General features: G+C 70.8%; 15 protein-coding genes. 7 read left to right on the top strand and 8 right to left on the bottom strand.

Annotation, left to right across the window (positions count from 1 at the left end):
* Positions 1-315: 315 nt before the first annotated feature.
* Positions 316-567 (top strand): WhiB family transcriptional regulator, encoded by a 252-nt coding sequence (locus AC067J_RS13290; protein ID WP_014138019.1) that lies wholly within the window; start codon positions 316-318, stop codon positions 565-567.
* A gap of 388 nt (positions 568-955) precedes the next feature.
* Here AC067J_RS13290 and AC067J_RS13285 read toward each other — a convergent pair whose 3' ends face one another.
* The 7 genes from AC067J_RS13285 to AC067J_RS13255 all read right to left on the bottom strand — a co-directional run bounded on the left by AC067J_RS13285 (position 956) and on the right by AC067J_RS13255 (position 10,774).
* On the bottom strand, positions 956-2,476 hold the full coding sequence (locus AC067J_RS13285) for a sensor histidine kinase (RefSeq protein WP_478298582.1): 1,521 nt from the start codon (positions 2,474-2,476) through the stop codon (positions 956-958).
* 421 nt (positions 2,477-2,897) lie between these two features.
* Positions 2,898-3,950: an SIS domain-containing protein gene (locus AC067J_RS13280; RefSeq protein WP_327680558.1), complete on the bottom strand. Its 1,053-nt coding sequence runs from the start codon at positions 3,948-3,950 to the stop codon at positions 2,898-2,900.
* Between the two features lie 267 nt (positions 3,951-4,217).
* Complete coding sequence (locus AC067J_RS13275) at positions 4,218-5,513, bottom strand: extracellular solute-binding protein (RefSeq protein ID WP_478298580.1); 1,296 nt, start codon at positions 5,511-5,513, stop codon at positions 4,218-4,220.
* Positions 5,514-5,974: 461 nt separating this feature from the next.
* The gene (locus AC067J_RS13270) at positions 5,975-7,528 is read right to left on the bottom strand and encodes a glycoside hydrolase family 3 protein (protein ID WP_478298578.1); all 1,554 of its coding nucleotides are present in this window, start codon (positions 7,526-7,528) and stop codon (positions 5,975-5,977) included.
* Positions 7,529-7,535: 7 nt separating this feature from the next.
* Complete coding sequence (locus AC067J_RS13265; protein ID WP_478298576.1) at positions 7,536-8,363, bottom strand: carbohydrate ABC transporter permease; 828 nt, start codon at positions 8,361-8,363, stop codon at positions 7,536-7,538.
* The gene (locus tag AC067J_RS13260) at positions 8,360-9,388 is read right to left on the bottom strand and encodes a carbohydrate ABC transporter permease (protein ID WP_478298574.1); all 1,029 of its coding nucleotides are present in this window, start codon (positions 9,386-9,388) and stop codon (positions 8,360-8,362) included. Before AC067J_RS13260 ends, AC067J_RS13265 begins: the two co-directional genes overlap by 4 nt.
* Positions 9,389-9,478: 90 nt before the next feature.
* Positions 9,479-10,774 carry an extracellular solute-binding protein gene (locus tag AC067J_RS13255; protein ID WP_478298572.1) on the bottom strand — a complete coding sequence of 432 codons (1,296 nt, stop codon included), beginning with the start codon at positions 10,772-10,774 and terminating at the stop codon, positions 9,479-9,481.
* Positions 10,775-11,110: 336 nt separating this feature from the next.
* Between AC067J_RS13255 and AC067J_RS13250 the strand changes: the two genes are divergently transcribed.
* From AC067J_RS13250 to AC067J_RS13235, 4 genes are all read left to right on the top strand, one after another.
* Complete coding sequence (locus AC067J_RS13250; protein ID WP_478298570.1) at positions 11,111-11,911, top strand: GntR family transcriptional regulator; 801 nt, start codon at positions 11,111-11,113, stop codon at positions 11,909-11,911.
* Positions 11,912-12,246: 335 nt separating this feature from the next.
* Positions 12,247-12,516: a DUF3311 domain-containing protein gene (locus AC067J_RS13245; RefSeq protein WP_478298568.1), complete on the top strand. Its 270-nt coding sequence runs from the start codon at positions 12,247-12,249 to the stop codon at positions 12,514-12,516.
* Positions 12,513-14,126, top strand: a complete 1,614-nt coding sequence (mctP, locus tag AC067J_RS13240) for a monocarboxylate uptake permease MctP (protein WP_478298566.1) — start codon at positions 12,513-12,515, stop codon at positions 14,124-14,126. The genes AC067J_RS13245 and mctP overlap by 4 nt, the downstream gene beginning before the upstream one ends.
* Before the next feature lie 165 nt (positions 14,127-14,291).
* The gene (locus AC067J_RS13235; protein ID WP_478298564.1) at positions 14,292-15,059 is read left to right on the top strand and encodes a histidine phosphatase family protein; all 768 of its coding nucleotides are present in this window, start codon (positions 14,292-14,294) and stop codon (positions 15,057-15,059) included.
* Positions 15,060-15,134: 75 nt separating this feature from the next.
* Here the strand turns inward: AC067J_RS13235 and AC067J_RS13230 are convergent, their stop codons facing one another.
* Entirely contained in the window at positions 15,135-16,097 is a 963-nt protein-coding gene (locus AC067J_RS13230) for a helix-turn-helix domain-containing protein (RefSeq protein ID WP_478298562.1), read from the bottom strand.
* A 92-nt stretch (positions 16,098-16,189) separates the two neighbouring features.
* Here AC067J_RS13230 and AC067J_RS13225 point away from each other — a divergent pair, with 92 nt between their 5' ends.
* Together AC067J_RS13225 and AC067J_RS13220 are read left to right on the top strand one after the other, a co-directional pair.
* A complete protein-coding gene (locus AC067J_RS13225) occupies positions 16,190-16,552 on the top strand; it encodes a hypothetical protein (RefSeq protein WP_478298560.1) in 363 nt (120 codons plus the stop codon).
* Between the two features lie 4 nt (positions 16,553-16,556).
* Complete coding sequence (locus tag AC067J_RS13220; protein ID WP_478298558.1) at positions 16,557-17,051, top strand: GNAT family N-acetyltransferase; 495 nt, start codon at positions 16,557-16,559, stop codon at positions 17,049-17,051.
* Positions 17,052-17,152 lie beyond the last annotated feature (101 nt).

Here is a 17,152-nt window from a genome sequence, read left to right as displayed (position 1 = left end):
AGTACTGGCTGTGAGCTAGGCGACACCGAAGAATCAAAAATTCCTTCCTGAAGGGGGTTGTATCCGGGCCCGAGGTTTGCGAACCTCTACATGGCGATCGGGACACATCGCAGCGACGGCAACCGCAGAACCTGTTGGACGCCGACCGCGGAGTGTCCCTCGAACCGCCGAATCCCTCCCCAGCACAGACCACCCGGGCCCGGTGGGCCTTTGGTCTCTTTTGCTGTTGCGGGATTCGTGAAAGCGTTCACATTCACAAACACCATCGATGACGCCGACCGGGCAACCCCCGCCGGCAGGAGGAGTTGGACGACCATGGACTGGCGCCACCGCGCTGTCTGCCGCGAAGAGGACCCGGAGCTGTTCTTCCCGATCGGGAACACCGGTCCCGCTCTGCTGCAGATCGAGGAAGCCAAGGCCGTGTGCCGCCGCTGTCCGGTCATGGAGCAGTGCCTCCAGTGGGCCCTCGAGACCGGCCAGGACGCCGGCGTCTGGGGCGGTATGAGTGAGGACGAGCGCCGCGCGATGAAGCGCCGTGCCGCCCGCAACCGCGCCCGCACCGCCTGATCACACGCCGTAGTACCAGCAGTGACAGCAGGACCGATCAACACATGATCAAAGGCTTCCCTGCACCTCCTGGCGAAGCCTTCCGTACAAAGGACCTTGTTCGACGAGGTCCCGCGACACCGGCTCGCCCAGCCACTTGATACTGTTCACTTAGAGCAATATTGTGGAGCTGTGGCGCTCACCGTGTGCAACGCACCGGTGTGGTGTCGCACCACTCAGAGCCCCCGTTCCGGCCGACTCCCCCCGACGGCCGGAACGGGTTGAGAGGCCCTGTCGACCCACCCCCCCCGGTCGACAGGGCCTCGTTTCTGTTTCCCGGCAGTGTGAGGAAGCGTGCACCCGGCGCATTCGCCGACCGCACGCCCCTTTCACACCTCGGTGCGCCTTCTCAGCGGACCGGGATCTCCAGGACCACCTTGGTGCCCCCGTTCGGGCCGGCCACCATGTCGAAGGTGCCGCCCAGCTCACCGGTGGCCAGGGTCCGGACGATCTGCAGCCCGAGATTGCCCGCCTTCTGCGGGTCGAACCCCTCCGGCATGCCCCGGCCGTCGTCCTGCACGGTGATCAGCAGGTACTCCTCGGGGCGGGCCCCGCCGTTCCAGCTGTCCGACCAGCCCATGCCGGTGGCCGGCGCCCGCCCGCGCAGCGCGCTGACCTCCAGGTTGCCGGAGGCCGACGGGCCGAAGGCGTGCTCCAGCGCGTTCTGCAGCAGCTCGGTCAGCACCATCGCCAGCGGGGTCGCCACCTCGGCGGAGAGGATCCCGAAGCTGCCGCTGCGGCGGGTCGCCACCCGGCCGTCCTGGGAGAGCTCCATGACCATGGCCAGCACCCGGTCGGCGATCTCGTCGAAGGCCACCTGCTCGTCCAGCGCCTGGGAGAGCGTCTCGTGCACGATCGCGATCGAGCCGACCCGGCGGACCGCCTCGTCCAGCGCGGCGCGGCCGGCCTCCGACTCCATCCGGCGGGACTGCAGGCGCAGCAGCGCGGCGACGGTCTGCAGGTTGTTCTTCACCCGGTGGTGGATCTCCCGGATGGTCGCGTCCTTGGTCATCAGTTCGCGGTCGCGGCGGCGCAGTTCGGTGACGTCCCGGCAGAGCACCAGCGAGCCGGTCAGGGTGCCCTTGGGCTTGAGCGGGATCGCCCGCAGGGTCACCACCCCGCCCTGCACCTCCACCTCGGTCTGCCGGGGCGCCCAACCGCTCGCCAGCTTGACCAGCGCCTCGTGCACGGCGGCCCGGGAGGGCGGCACCAGCTCGGCGGTGGCGCGGCCCAGGTGGCTGCCGACCAGGTCGGTGGTGAGACCGAGCCGGTGGTAGGCGGAGAGCGCGTTGGGGCTGGCGTAGGTGACGATGCCGTCCGCGTCGAGGCGGATCAGGCCGTCGCCGACCCGCGGCGCGGCGTCCATGTCGGTCTGCTCGACCCCCGGGTAGGGGAAGGTGCCGGCCGCGATCATCTGGGCCAGATCGGAGGCGCTCTGCAGGTAGGTGAGCTCCAGCCGGCTGGGGGTGCGGACGGTCAGCAGGTTGGTGTTGCGGGCGATCACGCCGAGCACCTTGCCCTCGCGGCGCACCGGGATGGACTCGACCCGGACCGGCACCTCCTCGCGCCACTCCGGGTCGCCCTCGCGCACGATCCGGCCCTCGTCGAAGGCGGCGTCCAGCAGCGGGCGGCGGCCGCGCGGGACGAGGTGGCCGACCATGTCGTCCTGGTACGAGGTGGGGCCGGTGTTCGGCCGCATCTGGGCCACCGAGACGTACCGGATGCCGTCCCAGGTGGGGATCCACAGCACGAGGTCGGCGAAGGAGAGGTCGGAGAGCAGCTGCCACTCCGAGACCAGCATGTGGAGCCACTCCACATCGGCACCGGTCAGGGTGGTGTGGCGGCGGACGAGTTCGTTCAGCGAGGGCACATGGCGAGCGTAGCTCCAGGGGGCGCGGGCGGGCCCGGCGCACCCGCCCGGGCGCGCGCCCCCGCAGGTTGTCCAGACCAATTTTCGGGGAGCCCTGGACAACCCAGATTGGTCTAGTCCACAATGAAAGGGCACCAAGGAGAGGCCCACCGCGCAACTGCCCTGACCGCGCGAGGCCCCTCCTCGGTCGGACGCCGCCGAGCGAGGACCCCGCACAGTTCTCGACCGTCCACGGCGCCCGACGACAGCTCCGGGCTGCGGTGCCGCATGGGTTGAGGGTCCCGTGTCGGCGCCGTGGCCCGTAGTGCTTTCCGGGCCCGGGCGCCCGGCCCCGTCCCCTCCGCCGCGCCCCGTACGAAACGCCGAGCCCCCGTCCACAGGCTGTGGACGGGGGCTCGGCGTTTCGTACGGGTGCGGGCCGTCAGTGGGTCTCGGTGACCTTGGCGAGCGCGCGCGGGGCGTCCGGGTCCTGGCCGCGGGCGATGGTGACCTCGTAGGCCAGCAGCTGCAGCGGCAGGATCTCCAGGATCGGCTGGACCTCCTCGGGGACGCCGGCCGGCAGCGCGAAGCCGCCGGAGGCGGCCTCCACCTGCGCCTGCTGGCCGACCACGACCAGGTCCGCGCCGCGGCCGCGCAGGCGGTCCAGGACCGGCTGCAGGGCCTCGCCGCCCTTGCCGTCCGGCACGATCGCGATGACCGGCGAGACGTTGTCCACCATGGCCAGCGGGCCGTGCAGCAGGTCGGCGCCGGAGAACGGGGAGGCCGGGATGTAGGTGGTCTCCATGAGCTTCAGGGCCGCCTCGCGGGCGGTCGGGTAGCCGTAGCCGCGCGAGGTGATGACCAGGCGCTGGGCGAAGCGGTAGCGCTCCGCCAGGGCCTTGACCTCGCCCTGGCGGGCGAGCACGCCGGCGGCCAGCGACGGCAGCTCCTTGGCGGCCGCGCCGTCGCCGCCGCGCAGGCCCTCGATGAGCAGGTAGAGGGCCAGCAGCTCGGCGGTGTACGTCTTGGTCGCGGGCAGCGCCTTCTCCGGCCCGGCCAGCACGTCGATGTGGAACTCGGAGACCTCGGCCAGCGGCGAGCCGGCGTTGTTGGTGACCGCCAGGGTGATGGCGCCGGCCTCGCGGGCCGCCTTGGTGGAGGCGACCAGGTCCGGCGAGCCGCCCGACTGGCTGACGGTGATCACCAGCACGTCGGTCAGGTCGGGCTTGGCCCCGTACGCGGTGGTGGTCGACATGGAGGTCAGACCGGCCGGCTTGCCCAGCAGGATCTCGATCAGGTACTTCGCGTAGAGCGCCGCATTGTCCGAGGTCCCGCGCGCGGTGAGCAGGACGAAGCGCGGGTTGCGGGCGGCGATCTGGGACGCGATCTCGAAGATCTTGGGAGCGCCCTCGTCGAGGATGCGCTGCAGGACGGCCGGCTGCTCGGCCATCTCCGCCGCCATGATCCGGCCAGGGACGGTCTGCGTGTCGGACATCGTGGGTGTGCCTCCGATGAGTGGTTCAACCCCGCTGGGCGGGAATGCCCGGCGGGGACCTCTACGGCGGCGAGTCCGCACACTCGCTGCGGTGAATCTGCGGCAATCCTACGGGGGGCGTCCCCGCGGAGCACATTCGAGGACCGGCTCGGGCAGGTCCGCACCCCCCGGAGCGCCGGAGCCCCTCCCGGCGGTGCGGGGAGGGGCTCCGGCGGCCCGGGGGCGCGTCCTGGCTCCGGGGACGGCCGGGCGGGCGGTCCCGCCGGCTCAGCCGGCCTTGTTGATCAGCTGGTCGATGGCGGCGTCGGCCTCCTTGGCGGCCTGGTCCACCGACTTGCCCTTGAGGATGGCGGTCAGCATGTCCGGCAGGATCTTCTGCTTCTCGACCGCGCCCCAGCCGGGGGCCAGCGGGGTGAACCAGGCGTCCGGCACGGCGTTGGCCGCGGCGGCGGTGGCCGGCTTGTTCTTCAGCGGGTTCAGCTGGGTGAGGTTGTTCGGCAGGATGTCCTTGTCGGCGAGCGCCTGCTGGGACTTGGTGCTGGTGAACATCCGGACCCAGTCGGCGGCCAGCGCCGCCGTGGGCGACTTGGCGGTGACGGCGAGGGCCGAGCCGCCGATGAAGGTCGGCAGCGGCTTGCCGCCCGGGCCGGGCATGGTGGCCACCTTGACGGCGTCCTTGAGGCTCGGGTCGCCGGTGACCGGCGCGGTGACGCTGGAGGCCTCGTAGCCGTTGCCGTAGAAGGCCGCCGCGTGGCCGCGGGCCATCGACTCGAACTGGTTCTGCTCGTTCACCGCCAGGTCGCCCTTGTTGTACTTGCGCACCAGCTCGACGAAGTGGTTGATGCCCTGCTGGGACTTGGGGTCGCTCAGGGTGCCGTGCCAGTTGCCGGCGCTGTCGAAGCGGGCGATGGCGCCGCCGTACGCGGAGACGTAGCTCATCGCGGCGTACCAGTACGGGCCGGGCAGGTAGAGCGACGAGTAGGTGCGGTCGGCCTTGTTCTTGTCGGCGACCTTGTCCAGTGCCGCGCGCAGCTCGTCCTCGGTCTTCGGGAACTCGGCGTTGCCGGTGGCCTGCTGGAAGGCGGCCGAGTTGTAGATGGCGACCCGGGCGCCCGCGTAGTAGGGCACGCACCACAGCTTGTCCTGGTAGGTGCAGGTGTTGGCGAGCGCCTTGATCCAGGAGTCGGCGTTGTCGAAGGTGTTCCGCTCGACCGGGGCCAGCGCGCCGGAGAGCACGTACTTCATGGTCTCGGTGTTGCCGAGCTCCACGACGTCCGGTGCGGTGCCGTCGGCGAGCGCCTTGTCCAGCTTGGTGACCTTGTCGGCCCAACCCTGGTAGGCGAGCTTCAGGGTGACGTTGGGGTACTTGGCGGCGAAGTCGTCGTTGACCCGCTGGACGAGGTCCGGCCAGCTCTTCTGGGCGTCGTCCATCAGCCAGACGGTGACGGTGCCGGTCGCGGTCTTCGGGTCCGTCGAGGCGTTCTTGGCGTCGCTCGACGCCGAGCCGCCCGAGGAACACGCCGTCAGTCCGGCGGCGAGCGCCATGATTCCGGCCGTGGCCATGAGCCGACGCATCTTCACGCCATCCTCCGAGGGTGTTAGAGCCTGTGGCCGCCGGCAGCGTGGTGGCGCCCGCCGGGACGGTGTCCGGGATGGGGCGGCGAAGAGCTTCGGGGTGGGCCAATACCACATCCGGTGAAATTGAAATTCGAACCGGATGAACTGGAGCCTGGCCTAGACCACTGGCGGTGTCAACGCCAAATGGCCTGGCAGCCACCGCCGTTGCAGACCTGTTGTACCGCGTGGCGATCAGTTGCCCCTCCGTCACCCTAAGTAGAACTTAAGGGTGCCTTAAGGAGGATTTGAGGGAACACCGTCAGGTCGCGACTCCGCAGGTCAGCGACATGAAACGACAACGGGCCCGCCATGCGACATGCGCATGACGGGCCCGTTGGGCGAGTGCCTCCCGGCACCCTGTGTCACGGCCCGGCAGAGGGGTCCCCCCGGCCGGGGATCCGGCGGTTTCAGCCGACTGCCCCCGGCTGCCCGGTGAGCACCTCCACGGCCGCCAGGCCGCAGACGCGGGCGGCGCCGTGGGTGGCGATGTGCAGCGCGCCGACCGGCTCGGACTGCGGCAGGCCCATCTCGACCACCGCGGCGTCCGGCCGGGCCGCCACCAGGCGGGCCAGCGCGGCCGACATCCACTCGTGGCGGTGGACGTCCCGGACCACCAGCACCAGGCGGCGGCCCTCGGCGCCGGACAGCACCTCGGCCACCACCGCGTCCAGCGCCGCCGGCTCGGCGGCCTCCGGGCCGACCTCACGGGTCCGGGTGCCGGGGAAGCGGTCGGCCAGCATGCCGGCCACGCCCCACGGGGTGACGTCGCCGACCGCGATGTTCGGCTCGGCGGAGAACGAGGCCACGAACGGGCGCTCGGTCACCGGCAGCACCTCCCGGCCCGGCGCGCGGACCACGCGCAGCGCCCGGCGGGCCGCCCGCAGGCCGACCGCGAGGTCCGCCTCCGGCCGCTCGGCCTGGCCCGCGATCCGGCCCCAGCTGCCGAGCGCCCGCACCCGGGCGGCCGCGTCGGCGAGCCGCTCCTCGGCGAGCCGGCCGGACTGCACGCCCGCCACGATGGCGTCGCGCAGCATCAGCACGGTGGCCTCGTCGGCCAGCCCGCCGCCCACGCAGATCGCGTCCGCGCCGGCCGCCAGGGCCAGCACGGTGCCCTCGCCCATGCCGAAGGTGTCGGCGATGGCGCCCATCTCGATCGCGTCGCTGACGATCAGGCCCTGGTATCCCAGGCCGCCGTCCTCCGGGGCCGCGCGCAGCAGGTCGCGCAGCACCAGCGGGCTGAGCGTGGCGGGCAGCTTCGGGTCGAGCGCGGGGATCATGATGTGGGCCGTCATCACGGCCTTGGTCCCGGCGGCGATCGCGGCCTGGAACGGGATCAGGTCGCGGGCGCGCAGCACGTCCAGGTCGACGTCGATGACGGGCAGGCCGTGGTGCGAGTCGACGGCGGTGTCGCCGTGCCCCGGGAAGTGCTTGGAGCAGGCCGCGACACCGGCCGACTGCAGGCCCTCCACCCAGGCGGCGGTGTGCCGGGCGCACAGCTCCGGGTCGGCGCCGAACGAGCGGACGCCGATCACCGGGTTGCGCGGGTTGGAGTTGACGTCGGCGGTGGGCGCCCAGTTGTAGTTGACGCCGGCGGCGGCCAGGGCCCGGCCCAGCTCGCGGGCGACGTCCCGGGTCAGCGCCGGGTCGTCGATCGCGCCGAGCGCGAGGTTGCCCGGCCAGGACGAGCCGGAGCCCGCCTCCAGCCGGGTGACGTCGCCGGACTCCTCGTCGATGGCGATCAGCAGGTCGGGGTTCTCGGCCCGCAGCGCCCCGGTGAGGGCGGCGAGCTGGTCGAGGTCGGCCACGTTGCGGTCGAACAGCGCGACCGAGCCCAGGCCGGCCGCCAGGTGGCGGCGCAGCCACTCCGGCGGCTCGGTGCCGACGAAGCCGGGCTGGAGGACGGTCAGCGCGTCGCGGTGCAGCTGGTCGGAGGCCGGGAGGGTGGGAACGAGGATGCTCATGGCGGGATCAGCCCTTCACGGCGCCGTCGGTGAGGCCACCGACCGCCTTGCGCTGCAGGAAGACGAACAGGATCAGCACCGGCAGGGCGAACAGCGTCGAGGCGGCCATGGTGGCGCCCCAGTCGGTGCCGAAGTTGGTCTGGAACGAGGACAGCCACAGCGGCAGGGTCTGGCCCTCGGTCTTGTTGATGATCAGGACGAGGGGGAACTCGTTCCAGGCCGTGATGAAGCCGAACAGCGAGGTCGACATCAGGCCCGGCGCCAGCAGCGGGAAGATCACCTTGATGAAGGCCTGGGTGCGGGTGCAGCCGTCCACCATCGCCGACTCCTCCAGCTCCTTCGGCACCGCGGCGATGAAGCCGCGGAGCGTGAAGATGGTGAAGGGCAGCACCATCATCATGTAGAAGGCGGTGAGCGGGACGAGGCTGTTCAGCATCTCGTTGTCGCGGGAGATCAGGTAGACCGCGATGGTCATGACCTCCCAGGGCGCCATCTGGGCCGCCATCACGACCAGCACGAAGGCCTTGCGGCCGCGGAACTTCATCCGGGCGATGGCGAAGGACGCCAGGGTCGCGATCACCAGCGAGAGCACCACCGCGAGGATGGTGACGATGAAGCTGTTGGCCGTGTACGTCCAGAACTTCGGCGCGTTGACGGCGGTCTTGAAGTGTTCGAAGGTCGCGTCCAGCGGCAGGAACACCGGCGTCTTGCTGATGATGTCCTTCTCCGGCTTGAAGGCCGTGACGATCATCCAGTAGACGGGGAACACGAAGAAGACGAAGAGGGCGACCGCGATGACGTTCGGCCAGGTGCGTCCGATGAGCGAGCGCCTCACAGCTCGTCCTCCTGCTTGAGAATGATGCGGAAGTAGTAGGCCATCAGCACGCCCAGCATCAGGATGGTGAGCACGGCGATCGCGGAACCGGTGCCGTAGTGCTGGCGGCCGGAACCCTCCAGGAACGCGTGGATCGGCAGGGTGCGGGTGAGCCCGTCGGGACCGCCGGCCTTGATCGCGTAGATCTGGGTGAAGGCCTTGAAGATCCAGATGACCTCAAGGAAGGTCGTGGCCAGGAAGAACGGCTTGAGGTTGGGGAACATCACCGCGGTGAAGATCTTGACCGAGCCCGCGCCGTCCATCCGGGCGGCCTCGTAGAGCTCCTTCGGGATGGTCGTCAGCGCCGCGTACATGTTGAACGCCACGAACGGGATCGAGCCCCAGACCAGCAGGAGCAGGATCACGAAGAACGTCGAGTACTGGCTGCCGGTCCAGTTGTAGGTGGCCATCGAGTGCCAGCCCAGGGTGTCCAGGAGCCAGTTGACGACGCCGAACCGGGTGTCGAACAGCCAGGTGTAGACCGTGGTCGCGGCGACCACCGGCATGGCCCAGGCCAGCAGCAGGCCTATCGACAGCAGCAGCCGCATCTTCTTGCCGAGCCGGTTGAGCAGCAGGCCGACCAGCGAGCCGCCCACCATGATCAGGAAGACGTTCAGCGCGGTGAAGGCGACGCTACGGCCGGCGACCGCCCAGAACTGCGGGTCGGTCAGCTGCTCGGTGTAGTTCTCGAAGCCGTTCCACTCGGTCAGGTGCTGGACGAGCTGGCGCGCGTTCAGATTCTGGAACGAGACCAGGATGGTCTTCAGCAGCGGCCAGCCCAGTAGGGCCAGGGTGGCCACGGTGGCGGGCAGGAGCAACAGGTACGGCGCGAACCGGGAGCCGAGGCTCGGGCCGCCTGCCGGTCTGGCGCTCTTCTTCGGGGTGCCCTTGGCGCCGCCGCCCGCGGCGCTCGTCTCGATACCGGCCACAGCAGCCTTCCCTGTTTCCGGGGACTGTGTCTGCACCCGCTCCGAATGCACAGCCATCGTTCTCTCTTCCTGACAACCTGACCCACGACGGACAGGCGCCGCCCACCGGCCCCCCGCCGGGAGCCGGTGAGCGACGCCGCTCGACTGTTACTGCTTGGCGTTGAGACGCTTGGCGATCTCTTCGTCGGCCTTCTTGGCCGCCGCGGCGTAGTCGCCGGTCAGGGCGCCGGTCAGGAAGTCCTTGATCGGGTTCGGCTCGTTCTCGACGCTCGCCCAGTTCGGCGTGGTCGGGGTGATGCCACCGACGACGGCCGCGCTCTTCGCGGCGGTGGCGAAGTCACCGACCACCTTGTCGTTGAGCGAGTTCTTGTTCGGGATGAGGCCGGAAGCGGCGACCAGGCCCTCGTTCTTGTCGTTCAGCGCGACCTTGAGGAAGTCCTTGGCCATGTCGGAGTTCTTGCTGGCCTGCGCGATGGCCAGGTTCGAGCCGCCGAGGAACACGCCGGAGGGCTTGTCGGCGGTCTTGCCCGGGAGCGGGAAGAAGCCGATCTTGTCCTTCGGGATGGCCTTCTCGTCCGGGAGCTCCCAGCCGAGACCGATGATCGAGCCGACGTCACCCTTGCCGAAGACGTCCTTCTGCTGCGGCTTGGCCTCGTCCTTGTCCTTGGCGCCCGTGACGGACTTGCTCTGGATCGCCTTGTAGGTCTCGAAGGCCTTCTGCGCCTCGGGGGACGACAGGCCGCCGACCCACTTGTCGCCCTCCTTCTTCGCCAGCTTGCCACCCTCGGTGGTGAGCAGACCGAAGTAGACGTACCACTCCTGGCCCGGCATGTAGAGCGGGTCGGCGACGCCCGGGGTGGCCTTGAGCTTGTCCAGGGCGGCGTAGAACTCGTCCAGGGTCTTCGGGGTGGCGGTCAGGCCGGCCTTCGCCCAGAGGTCCTTGTTGTAGGCGACGACGCGGTTGGTGACGTACCACGGGGCGGCGTACTGCTTGCCGTCCAGGATCGCGGACTCGCTCTGGTTGGCGGCCCAGTCGGCACCGCCGATGGCGGCCTTGTCCTTGGTGATGTCCAGCAGGCCACCGGTGGCGGCGTAGCCGGCCGTCTGGGTGTTGCCGACCTCAAGGACGTCGACGGAGCCCTCGGAGAGGGCGGCGGTGACCTTGGGGCCGATGCCGGTCCACTCCTGGATCTGGAACTCGACCTTGGAGCCCGGGTAGGTGGTCTCGAACTCGGTCTTCACCGAGTCCTCCCAGCCCTTGGGGGCCGAGCCGGACATCAGCCACACCTTCAGCGTCTTGCCGCTGTAGTTCTTGCCGGCGGCGGAGGTCGCGGAACCGGTGCCGTTGTCCTTCGACTCGTCCTTCTTGCCGTCCGAGCCACAGGCCGCGAGACCGACGACCATGGCCGCGACGCCGACCGCCGCAATGAGCTGACGCTTCACGCCATCCTCCTGAGGGATGCCTGGGTTACCCCCGTCGGGTGGCTGCGGCGTACCCACACAATGCGGGAGGATTGGTGCCGCGGACCCCAGCGAACGGGTGGGGGGATTCATAGTGACCGGCCTAGTGGTGTAGACCAGATGCCTGGAGCTTGGCCTAGACCAATGGGCCTGTCAACGGCTGTTCGACCGATCAGGACCACCCGTTATCAAGCCGACACCGCACATCGTTCATCGCGTGATGAGGTATTCGTTCCGTAGCCATACATGCAACGATGTGAGTTGTTAATGATGCGGCGGGGCCCCCAAAAGCCCCGCGAGAAGCGGGAGACAGGTCCGATGAGCAGCGACGGGGGCAGCACGGCCCAGGTCAACGACCCCCAGGTGAAGAACCTCCCCGCGCAGGCCGGCGCCGACCCGACCGCCCGGGTGCCCAAGTACTACGGCCTCAAGCGCCACCTGCTGCAGCTCACCGAGACCCAGCCCGCCGGCACCCCGGTACCGCCGGAGCGGGCCCTGGCGGCGCAGTTCGACACCTCGCGGACCACCGTCCGGCAGGCGCTCCAGGAGCTGGTCGTCGAGGGGCGGCTGGAGCGCATCCAGGGCAAGGGCACCTTCGTGGCCAAGCCCAAGGTCGCCCAGGCCCTCCAGCTCACCTCCTACACGGAGGACATGCGCGCCCAGGGGCTGGAGCCCACCTCCCGGCTGATCGAGATCGGCTACATCACCGCCGACGACCGGCTGGCCCCGCTGCTGGACATCAAGCCCGGCGGCCGGGTGCTGCGGATCGAGCGCCTCCGGCTGGCCAACGGCGACCCGATGGCCATCGAGGTCGCCCACCTCTCCGCCAAGCGCTTCCCCGCGCTGCGGCGCAACCTGGCCAAGCACAACTCGCTGTACACGGCCCTGCGCGAGGTCTACGGCGTCACCGTGGCCGAGGCCGAGGAGACCATCGAGACCACCCTCGCCGACCCGCGCGAGGCCGGCCTGCTCGGCTCCGACCTCGGCCTGCCGATGCTCCAGCTCTCCCGGCACTCCTTCGACGCCGAGGGCGACCCGGTGGAGTGGGTCCGCTCGATCTACCGCGGCGACCGCTACAAGTTCATCACCCGCCTGAAGCGGCCGGAGCAGCCCGAGTAGCCGCACCACTCCCCCGTGCTTCCGGGCACCGGCGTGCACTCCCCGCACACGCCGGTGCCCGTTCCGTTTCCCGGCGCGCGGTGCGCCCGCCCGGCGCGCGCACCGCCGGGCGGGCGCGCGCGCCGTCCGGATGGCGGGAATCTGTGGTGAATCCGGTGACACGGATCACTCGATGCTCTAGATTCCGCATCCGTACTGACTGTCGATCACCACTGGTGCTGCTCGGCGGACTCACGGGGGGTGTGCGGCCCCTCGGGGTTGCGGCGCCGACGAGGTGAAACCCTCCGAAGCGGAGCCGAACCATGTCGCCAGACCTCGATACCGACCAACCTGTCATGCCCGAGCCAGACGGTCCCGCGGCCGTCCCGGCGGTCACCCCGGAACGGGTGCTGGCCGGACTCGCCCTGCTGGTGCCGATCGTCGCGATGCTCTGGGTGGGCTCGTACGACAAGCTCGACCCCGAGGCCGGCGGGGTGCCATTCTTCTACTGGTACCAGCTGCTCTGGGTGCCGGTCTCGGCCGTCTTCACGGTCGCGGCCTACCTGCTGATCAACCGGGACGAGAAGGCCCGCCGGGTCGCCCGGAAGGCGGGTGGCGCCCGATGAACGGGGTCAACGTTCCCGCGCTGACGGTCTTCGTCCTCTTCTTCGCGCTGGTCACCGTGATGGGCTTCCTCGCCTCCCGGTGGCGGCGCGCCGACGACGCGCTCCACCTCGACGAGTGGGGCCTCGGCGGGCGCAGCTTCGGGACCTGGATCACCTGGTTCCTGCTCGGCGGCGACCTCTACACCGCGTACACCTTCGTCGCCGTCCCGGCGGCCGTCTACGCCACCGGCGCGGCCGGCTTCTTCGCGGTGCCGTACACGATCATCGCCTACCCGCTGGTCTTCCTCTTCCTGCCCCGGCTCTGGTCGGTCTCCCGGGTCCACGGGTACGTCACCCCGGCCGACTTCGTGCGCGGGCGGTACGGCTCGAAGCCGCTGTCCCTGGTGGTCGCGCTCACCGGCATCCTGGCCACCATGCCGTACATCGCGCTCCAGCTGGTCGGCATCCAGGCGGTGCTGGACGTGCTGGGCGTCGGCGGCGGCGAGAACGCCAACTGGTTCGTCAAGGACCTGCCGCTGTTCATCGCCTTCGGCGTGCTGGCCGCGTACACCTACTCCTCCGGGCTGCGGGCCCCGGCGCTGATCGCCTTCGTCAAGGACACCCTGATCTACATCGTGATCATCGTCGCGGTGATCTACATCCCGATCCGGCTGGGCGGCTACGGGCACATCTTCGACGCCGTGGGCGAGAAGTTCAGCGCCCCCAAGGCGACCGGCTCGCTCACCGTGCCGGAGAACAAGCAGTGGACCTACGCCACGCTGGCGATCGGCTCGGCGATGGCGCTGTTCATGTACCCGCACTCGGTCACCGGCGTGCTGGCCTCCAAGTCGCGCAACACCGTCCGCCGGAACATGGCGATCATGCCCGCCTACTCGCTGATGCTGGGACTGCTCGCGCTGCTCGGGTTCATGGCGGTCGCGGCCGGGGTCGGCAAGGGCGACAAGAAGTTCAACACCCAGCTGTCGGTGCCGCAGCTGTTCGAGAACATGTTCCCGGACTGGTTCACCGGGGTCGCCTTCGCGGCGATCGGGATCGGCGCGCTCGTCCCGGCGGCCATCATGTCGATCGCGGCGGCCAACCTGTTCACCCGCAACGTCTACAAGGAGTACCTGAAGCCCGCCGCCACCCCCGCCGACGAGACCCGGGTGGCCAAGTTCGTCTCGCTGCTGGTGAAGGTCGGCGCCCTGGTCTTCGTGCTCGGCATGGACAAGCAGGCCGCGATCAACCTGCAGCTGCTCGGCGGCCTCTGGATCCTGCAGACCTTCGTCGCCATCGTCGGCGGCCTGTTCACCCGCTGGTTCCACCACTGGGCGCTGCTGGCCGGCTGGGCCGCCGGCATGGCCTACGGAACCTGGAAGGCGTACACCATCGCCAGCCCGGCCACCAAGCACTTCGGCGGGAACTCGGCGGAGATCCCCGGCATCGGCGAGATCGGCTACATCGGGCTCACCGCCTTCGTGCTCAACCTGGTGGTCTCGGTGGTCCTCACGCTGGCGCTGCGGGCCGCCAAGGCACCGGAGAGCCCGGACGAGACCCGGCCGGGCGACTACAGCGCCGAGAGCGGCGACGGCGAGCCGGAGAACGCGCCGGAGCCCGTGGCGGCGCACTGATACGCCCCGCGCGCGCCCTGTGATCGCGCCGTCTCCTCCGTCAACACTGGAGGGGCGGCGCGATCATATGTATGAACAGCCGTACCGGCAGGGCACCAACAGGGCAGCAACCAGACCGGACCGACACCCGGCCGGCAACTGATCGACCCACGGGGAGCAGCGGCGATGGCAGAACTCGGCACCACGCTCAACGGTCAACACGCCTCCACCCACACGCCCGACGCGACGGCCACCCGGCTGCCGTCCGTCCTGATCGCCACCCGCCACGGCGAGTCCACCGCCAACGTCGAGTTCCAGCTGGCCGAGGCCGCCGGCGCGCTCAGCGTGCCGATCGGCTGCCGGGACGCGGACATCCCGCTCTCCCTGCACGGCCAGCAGCAGGCCCACGCCCTCGGCCGCTGGTGGGCCGGCCTGCCCAGCGCCGACCGCCCGCGCAGCGTCTGGTGCTCGCCGTACGTGCGCACCGCCGAGACCGCCCGGATCGCGCTCGCCCAGGCCGCCGGGCTCGGCGCCGTCCCGGTCTCGCTCGCCGTCCGCTACGACGAGCGGCTGCGCGACCGCGAACTCGGCATCCTGGAGATGCTGCCCAAGGCCGCCATCGAGGCCAAGCACCCCGAGGAGGCGGCCCGGCGGCGGAAGATGGGCGAGCTGTACTACCGCCCGCCCGGCGGCGAGTCCTGGGCGGACGTGGCGCTGCGGGTGCGCAGCGTGCTGCGCGACGTCTGCGCGGAGGAGGCCGGCCGGCCCGTCCTGCTGGTCGCCCACGACTGCACCGTGCTGATGCTGCGGTACGCGCTGGACCGGCTCACCGAGGCGCAGCTGACCGCGCTGGAGCCGGTGCGGAACTGCTCCACCAGCCTCTGGCGGGCGGAGGGCGGGCGGCTGCGGCCCGGGCAGTGGAACGACACCGGGCACCTCGCCGACGGCCGGTGAGGCGGGCGGCACGGGCGGCACGGGCGGCACGGGCGGCGACACGGTGACCCGGCCGGTTCGGGCGGCCAGGCCGGTTCAGACGGCGGCGGGCTCGGGCTCGGCGAAGCAGCGGCGGTAGGCCAGCGGGGTGGTGCCCAGTCGGCGGCCGAAGTGGTGCCGCAGGGTGGCCGCGTTGCCGAAGCCGCAGCGGGCGGCGATCGCGTCCACCGGCTCGCTGGTCGACTCCAGCAGGCGCTGGGCGAGCAGCAGCCGCTGGCCGGTCAGCCAGCGGTGCGGGGTGGTGCCGGTCTCCTGCTGGAAGCGGCGGGCGAAGGTGCGCGGCGACATGTGGACCCGGGCCGCCAGCTGCTCCACGGTCGACTCCCGGTCCAGGTGGTGGCGCATCCAGTCGAGCAGCGGTGCGAGCGAGTCCCCGTCGTGCACCGGCATCGGCCGGTTCACGAACTGCGCCTGGCCGCCCTCCCGGTGCGGGGCCACCACCATCCGGCGGGCGATCCCGCGGGCCACCTCGGCGCCCTGCAGCCGGCGCACCAGGTGCAGGCAGGCGTCGATGCCGGCCGCCGTCCCGGCGGAGGTGATCACCGGGTCGTCGTCCACGTAGAGGACGTCCGGCTCGACCGTGGTCCGCGGGAAGCGCGCGGCCAGCTCCTCCGTGTACCGCCAGTGCGTGGTGGAGCGGCGGCCGTCCAGCAGGCCGGCGGCGCCGAGCACGAAGGCGCCGCTGCAGATCGAGAGCACCCGGGCGCCGCCGTCGAGGGACGCCCGGATCGCCTCCAGCAGCGGCTCCGGGTACTCGTGGCCGAGGGTGGTCGCGGTGACCACCACGAGGTCCGCCTCGGCGAGCCGCTCGGGGCCGTGCGGGACGTCGACGGTGAAGCCGGCGTGCGTGCGGTGCGGGCCCGGGCGGGCGCCGGCGATCGCGAAGTCGTACCGGGGCAGGCCCTCCTCGCTGCGGTCGAGCCCGAACACCTCGCAGGCGACACCGAGCTCGAAGGGGTGGACCTCTTCGAGGACCACGGCGACCACGTTCTTGAGCATGCCCCCAGGATAGGACGCCACTGGCAGTTTTTCGATGCATTAAGGCATTCCTGCCACTCGTGGGCGTTCGGCCGTGCGAGCAGAGTGGAGCCATGGATTCCGACACGATCGCCAGCGCACTCGCCCTGGTCGGGGCCGTCGGCGGATTCGGCCTGCTCGGTGCCCTGATCGGACGCGAGGTGGCGCAGCAGGATGCCACCGGACGCGACAACTGGCACCGCTCCGGCGGCTATCCCGTCGACCCCGCCCTGCCCGACCGGCTCTACGGCACCATGCCGGCCGCCTCCCTCCGCCCCTCCGCCGACCCCGCGACCGCACCCGCCGCCGCCGCTTCCGCCGCCACCACCACCGTCTCCGCCTCCTCCTCCGCCTCCGTCCCGGCGGAAGCCGCCGGTCCGTCCACGGCCGACCCCGCGACCCGGCGGCTCGCCCCGACAGCAGGTCCGGCACACTGACCGGATGGACATCGCCATCCGCCCGGCCCGCGCCGAGGACCTCGACGACGCCGGCCGCATCACCGTCGAGGCCTTCGTCGGCGACGGCCACACCTCGCCCGGGAGCGACTACGTCCACCTCCTGCGCGACGCCGCCCGCCGGGCCCGGGAGGCCGAACTCCTCGTCGCGGTCGACACGGCCGGAGGACGGGTCCTCGGCTGCGTGACCTTCGCGGTCGGCGGCACCGAGTGGGCCGACATCGCCACCCCCGAGGAGGGCGAGATCCGGATGCTCGCCACCTCGGCGGCCGCCCGCGGACGGGGCGTCGGCGAGGCCCTGGTCCGCGCCGCGCTCACCCGCAGCCGCGAGCTCGGCCTGGCCGGGATGGCGTTCTCCACCCGCCCGGAGATGACCACCGCCCACCGCATCTACCAGCGGGTCGGCTTCCGCCGCTCGCCCGAACGCGACTGGTCGCCCTACCCGGGCATCGACCTGATGGTGTACAGCCTGGCCTTCTGACGCCCGCTCCGCTCCCCCGGCCCGGTGGTCGACCGACGATCAACCGGGGTCTTTTGATATAAACCTCTGATCGAGACACGTCGTGGTAGCCCATCAATCGG

The organism is Kitasatospora sp. NPDC042419, assembly GCF_056437345.1.
This window is presented reverse-complemented; position numbering and strand designations above follow the sequence as displayed.

What these genes read in the sequence shown, in the direction of transcription:
- AC067J_RS13290 (WP_014138019.1), top strand. Translation starts at nt 316, where the DNA reads ATGGACTGGCGCCACCGCGCTGTCTGCCGCGAAGAGGACCCGGAGCTG.
- AC067J_RS13280 (WP_327680558.1), bottom strand. Translation starts at nt 3,950, where the DNA reads ATGTCCGACACGCAGACCGTCCCTGGCCGGATCATGGCGGCGGAGATG.
- AC067J_RS13275 (WP_478298580.1), bottom strand. Translation starts at nt 5,513, where the DNA reads ATGGCCACGGCCGGAATCATGGCGCTCGCCGCCGGACTGACGGCGTGT.
- AC067J_RS13270 (WP_478298578.1), bottom strand. Translation starts at nt 7,528, where the DNA reads ATGAGCATCCTCGTTCCCACCCTCCCGGCCTCCGACCAGCTGCACCGC.
- AC067J_RS13260 (WP_478298574.1), bottom strand. Translation starts at nt 9,388, where the DNA reads ATGGCTGTGCATTCGGAGCGGGTGCAGACACAGTCCCCGGAAACAGGG.
- AC067J_RS13250 (WP_478298570.1), top strand. Translation starts at nt 11,111, where the DNA reads ATGAGCAGCGACGGGGGCAGCACGGCCCAGGTCAACGACCCCCAGGTG.
- AC067J_RS13245 (WP_478298568.1), top strand. Translation starts at nt 12,247, where the DNA reads ATGCCCGAGCCAGACGGTCCCGCGGCCGTCCCGGCGGTCACCCCGGAA.
- mctP (WP_478298566.1), top strand. Translation starts at nt 12,513, where the DNA reads ATGAACGGGGTCAACGTTCCCGCGCTGACGGTCTTCGTCCTCTTCTTC.
- AC067J_RS13235 (WP_478298564.1), top strand. Translation starts at nt 14,292, where the DNA reads ATGGCAGAACTCGGCACCACGCTCAACGGTCAACACGCCTCCACCCAC.
- AC067J_RS13230 (WP_478298562.1), bottom strand. Translation starts at nt 16,097, where the DNA reads ATGCTCAAGAACGTGGTCGCCGTGGTCCTCGAAGAGGTCCACCCCTTC.
- AC067J_RS13225 (WP_478298560.1), top strand. Translation starts at nt 16,190, where the DNA reads ATGGATTCCGACACGATCGCCAGCGCACTCGCCCTGGTCGGGGCCGTC.
- AC067J_RS13220 (WP_478298558.1), top strand. Translation starts at nt 16,557, where the DNA reads ATGGACATCGCCATCCGCCCGGCCCGCGCCGAGGACCTCGACGACGCC.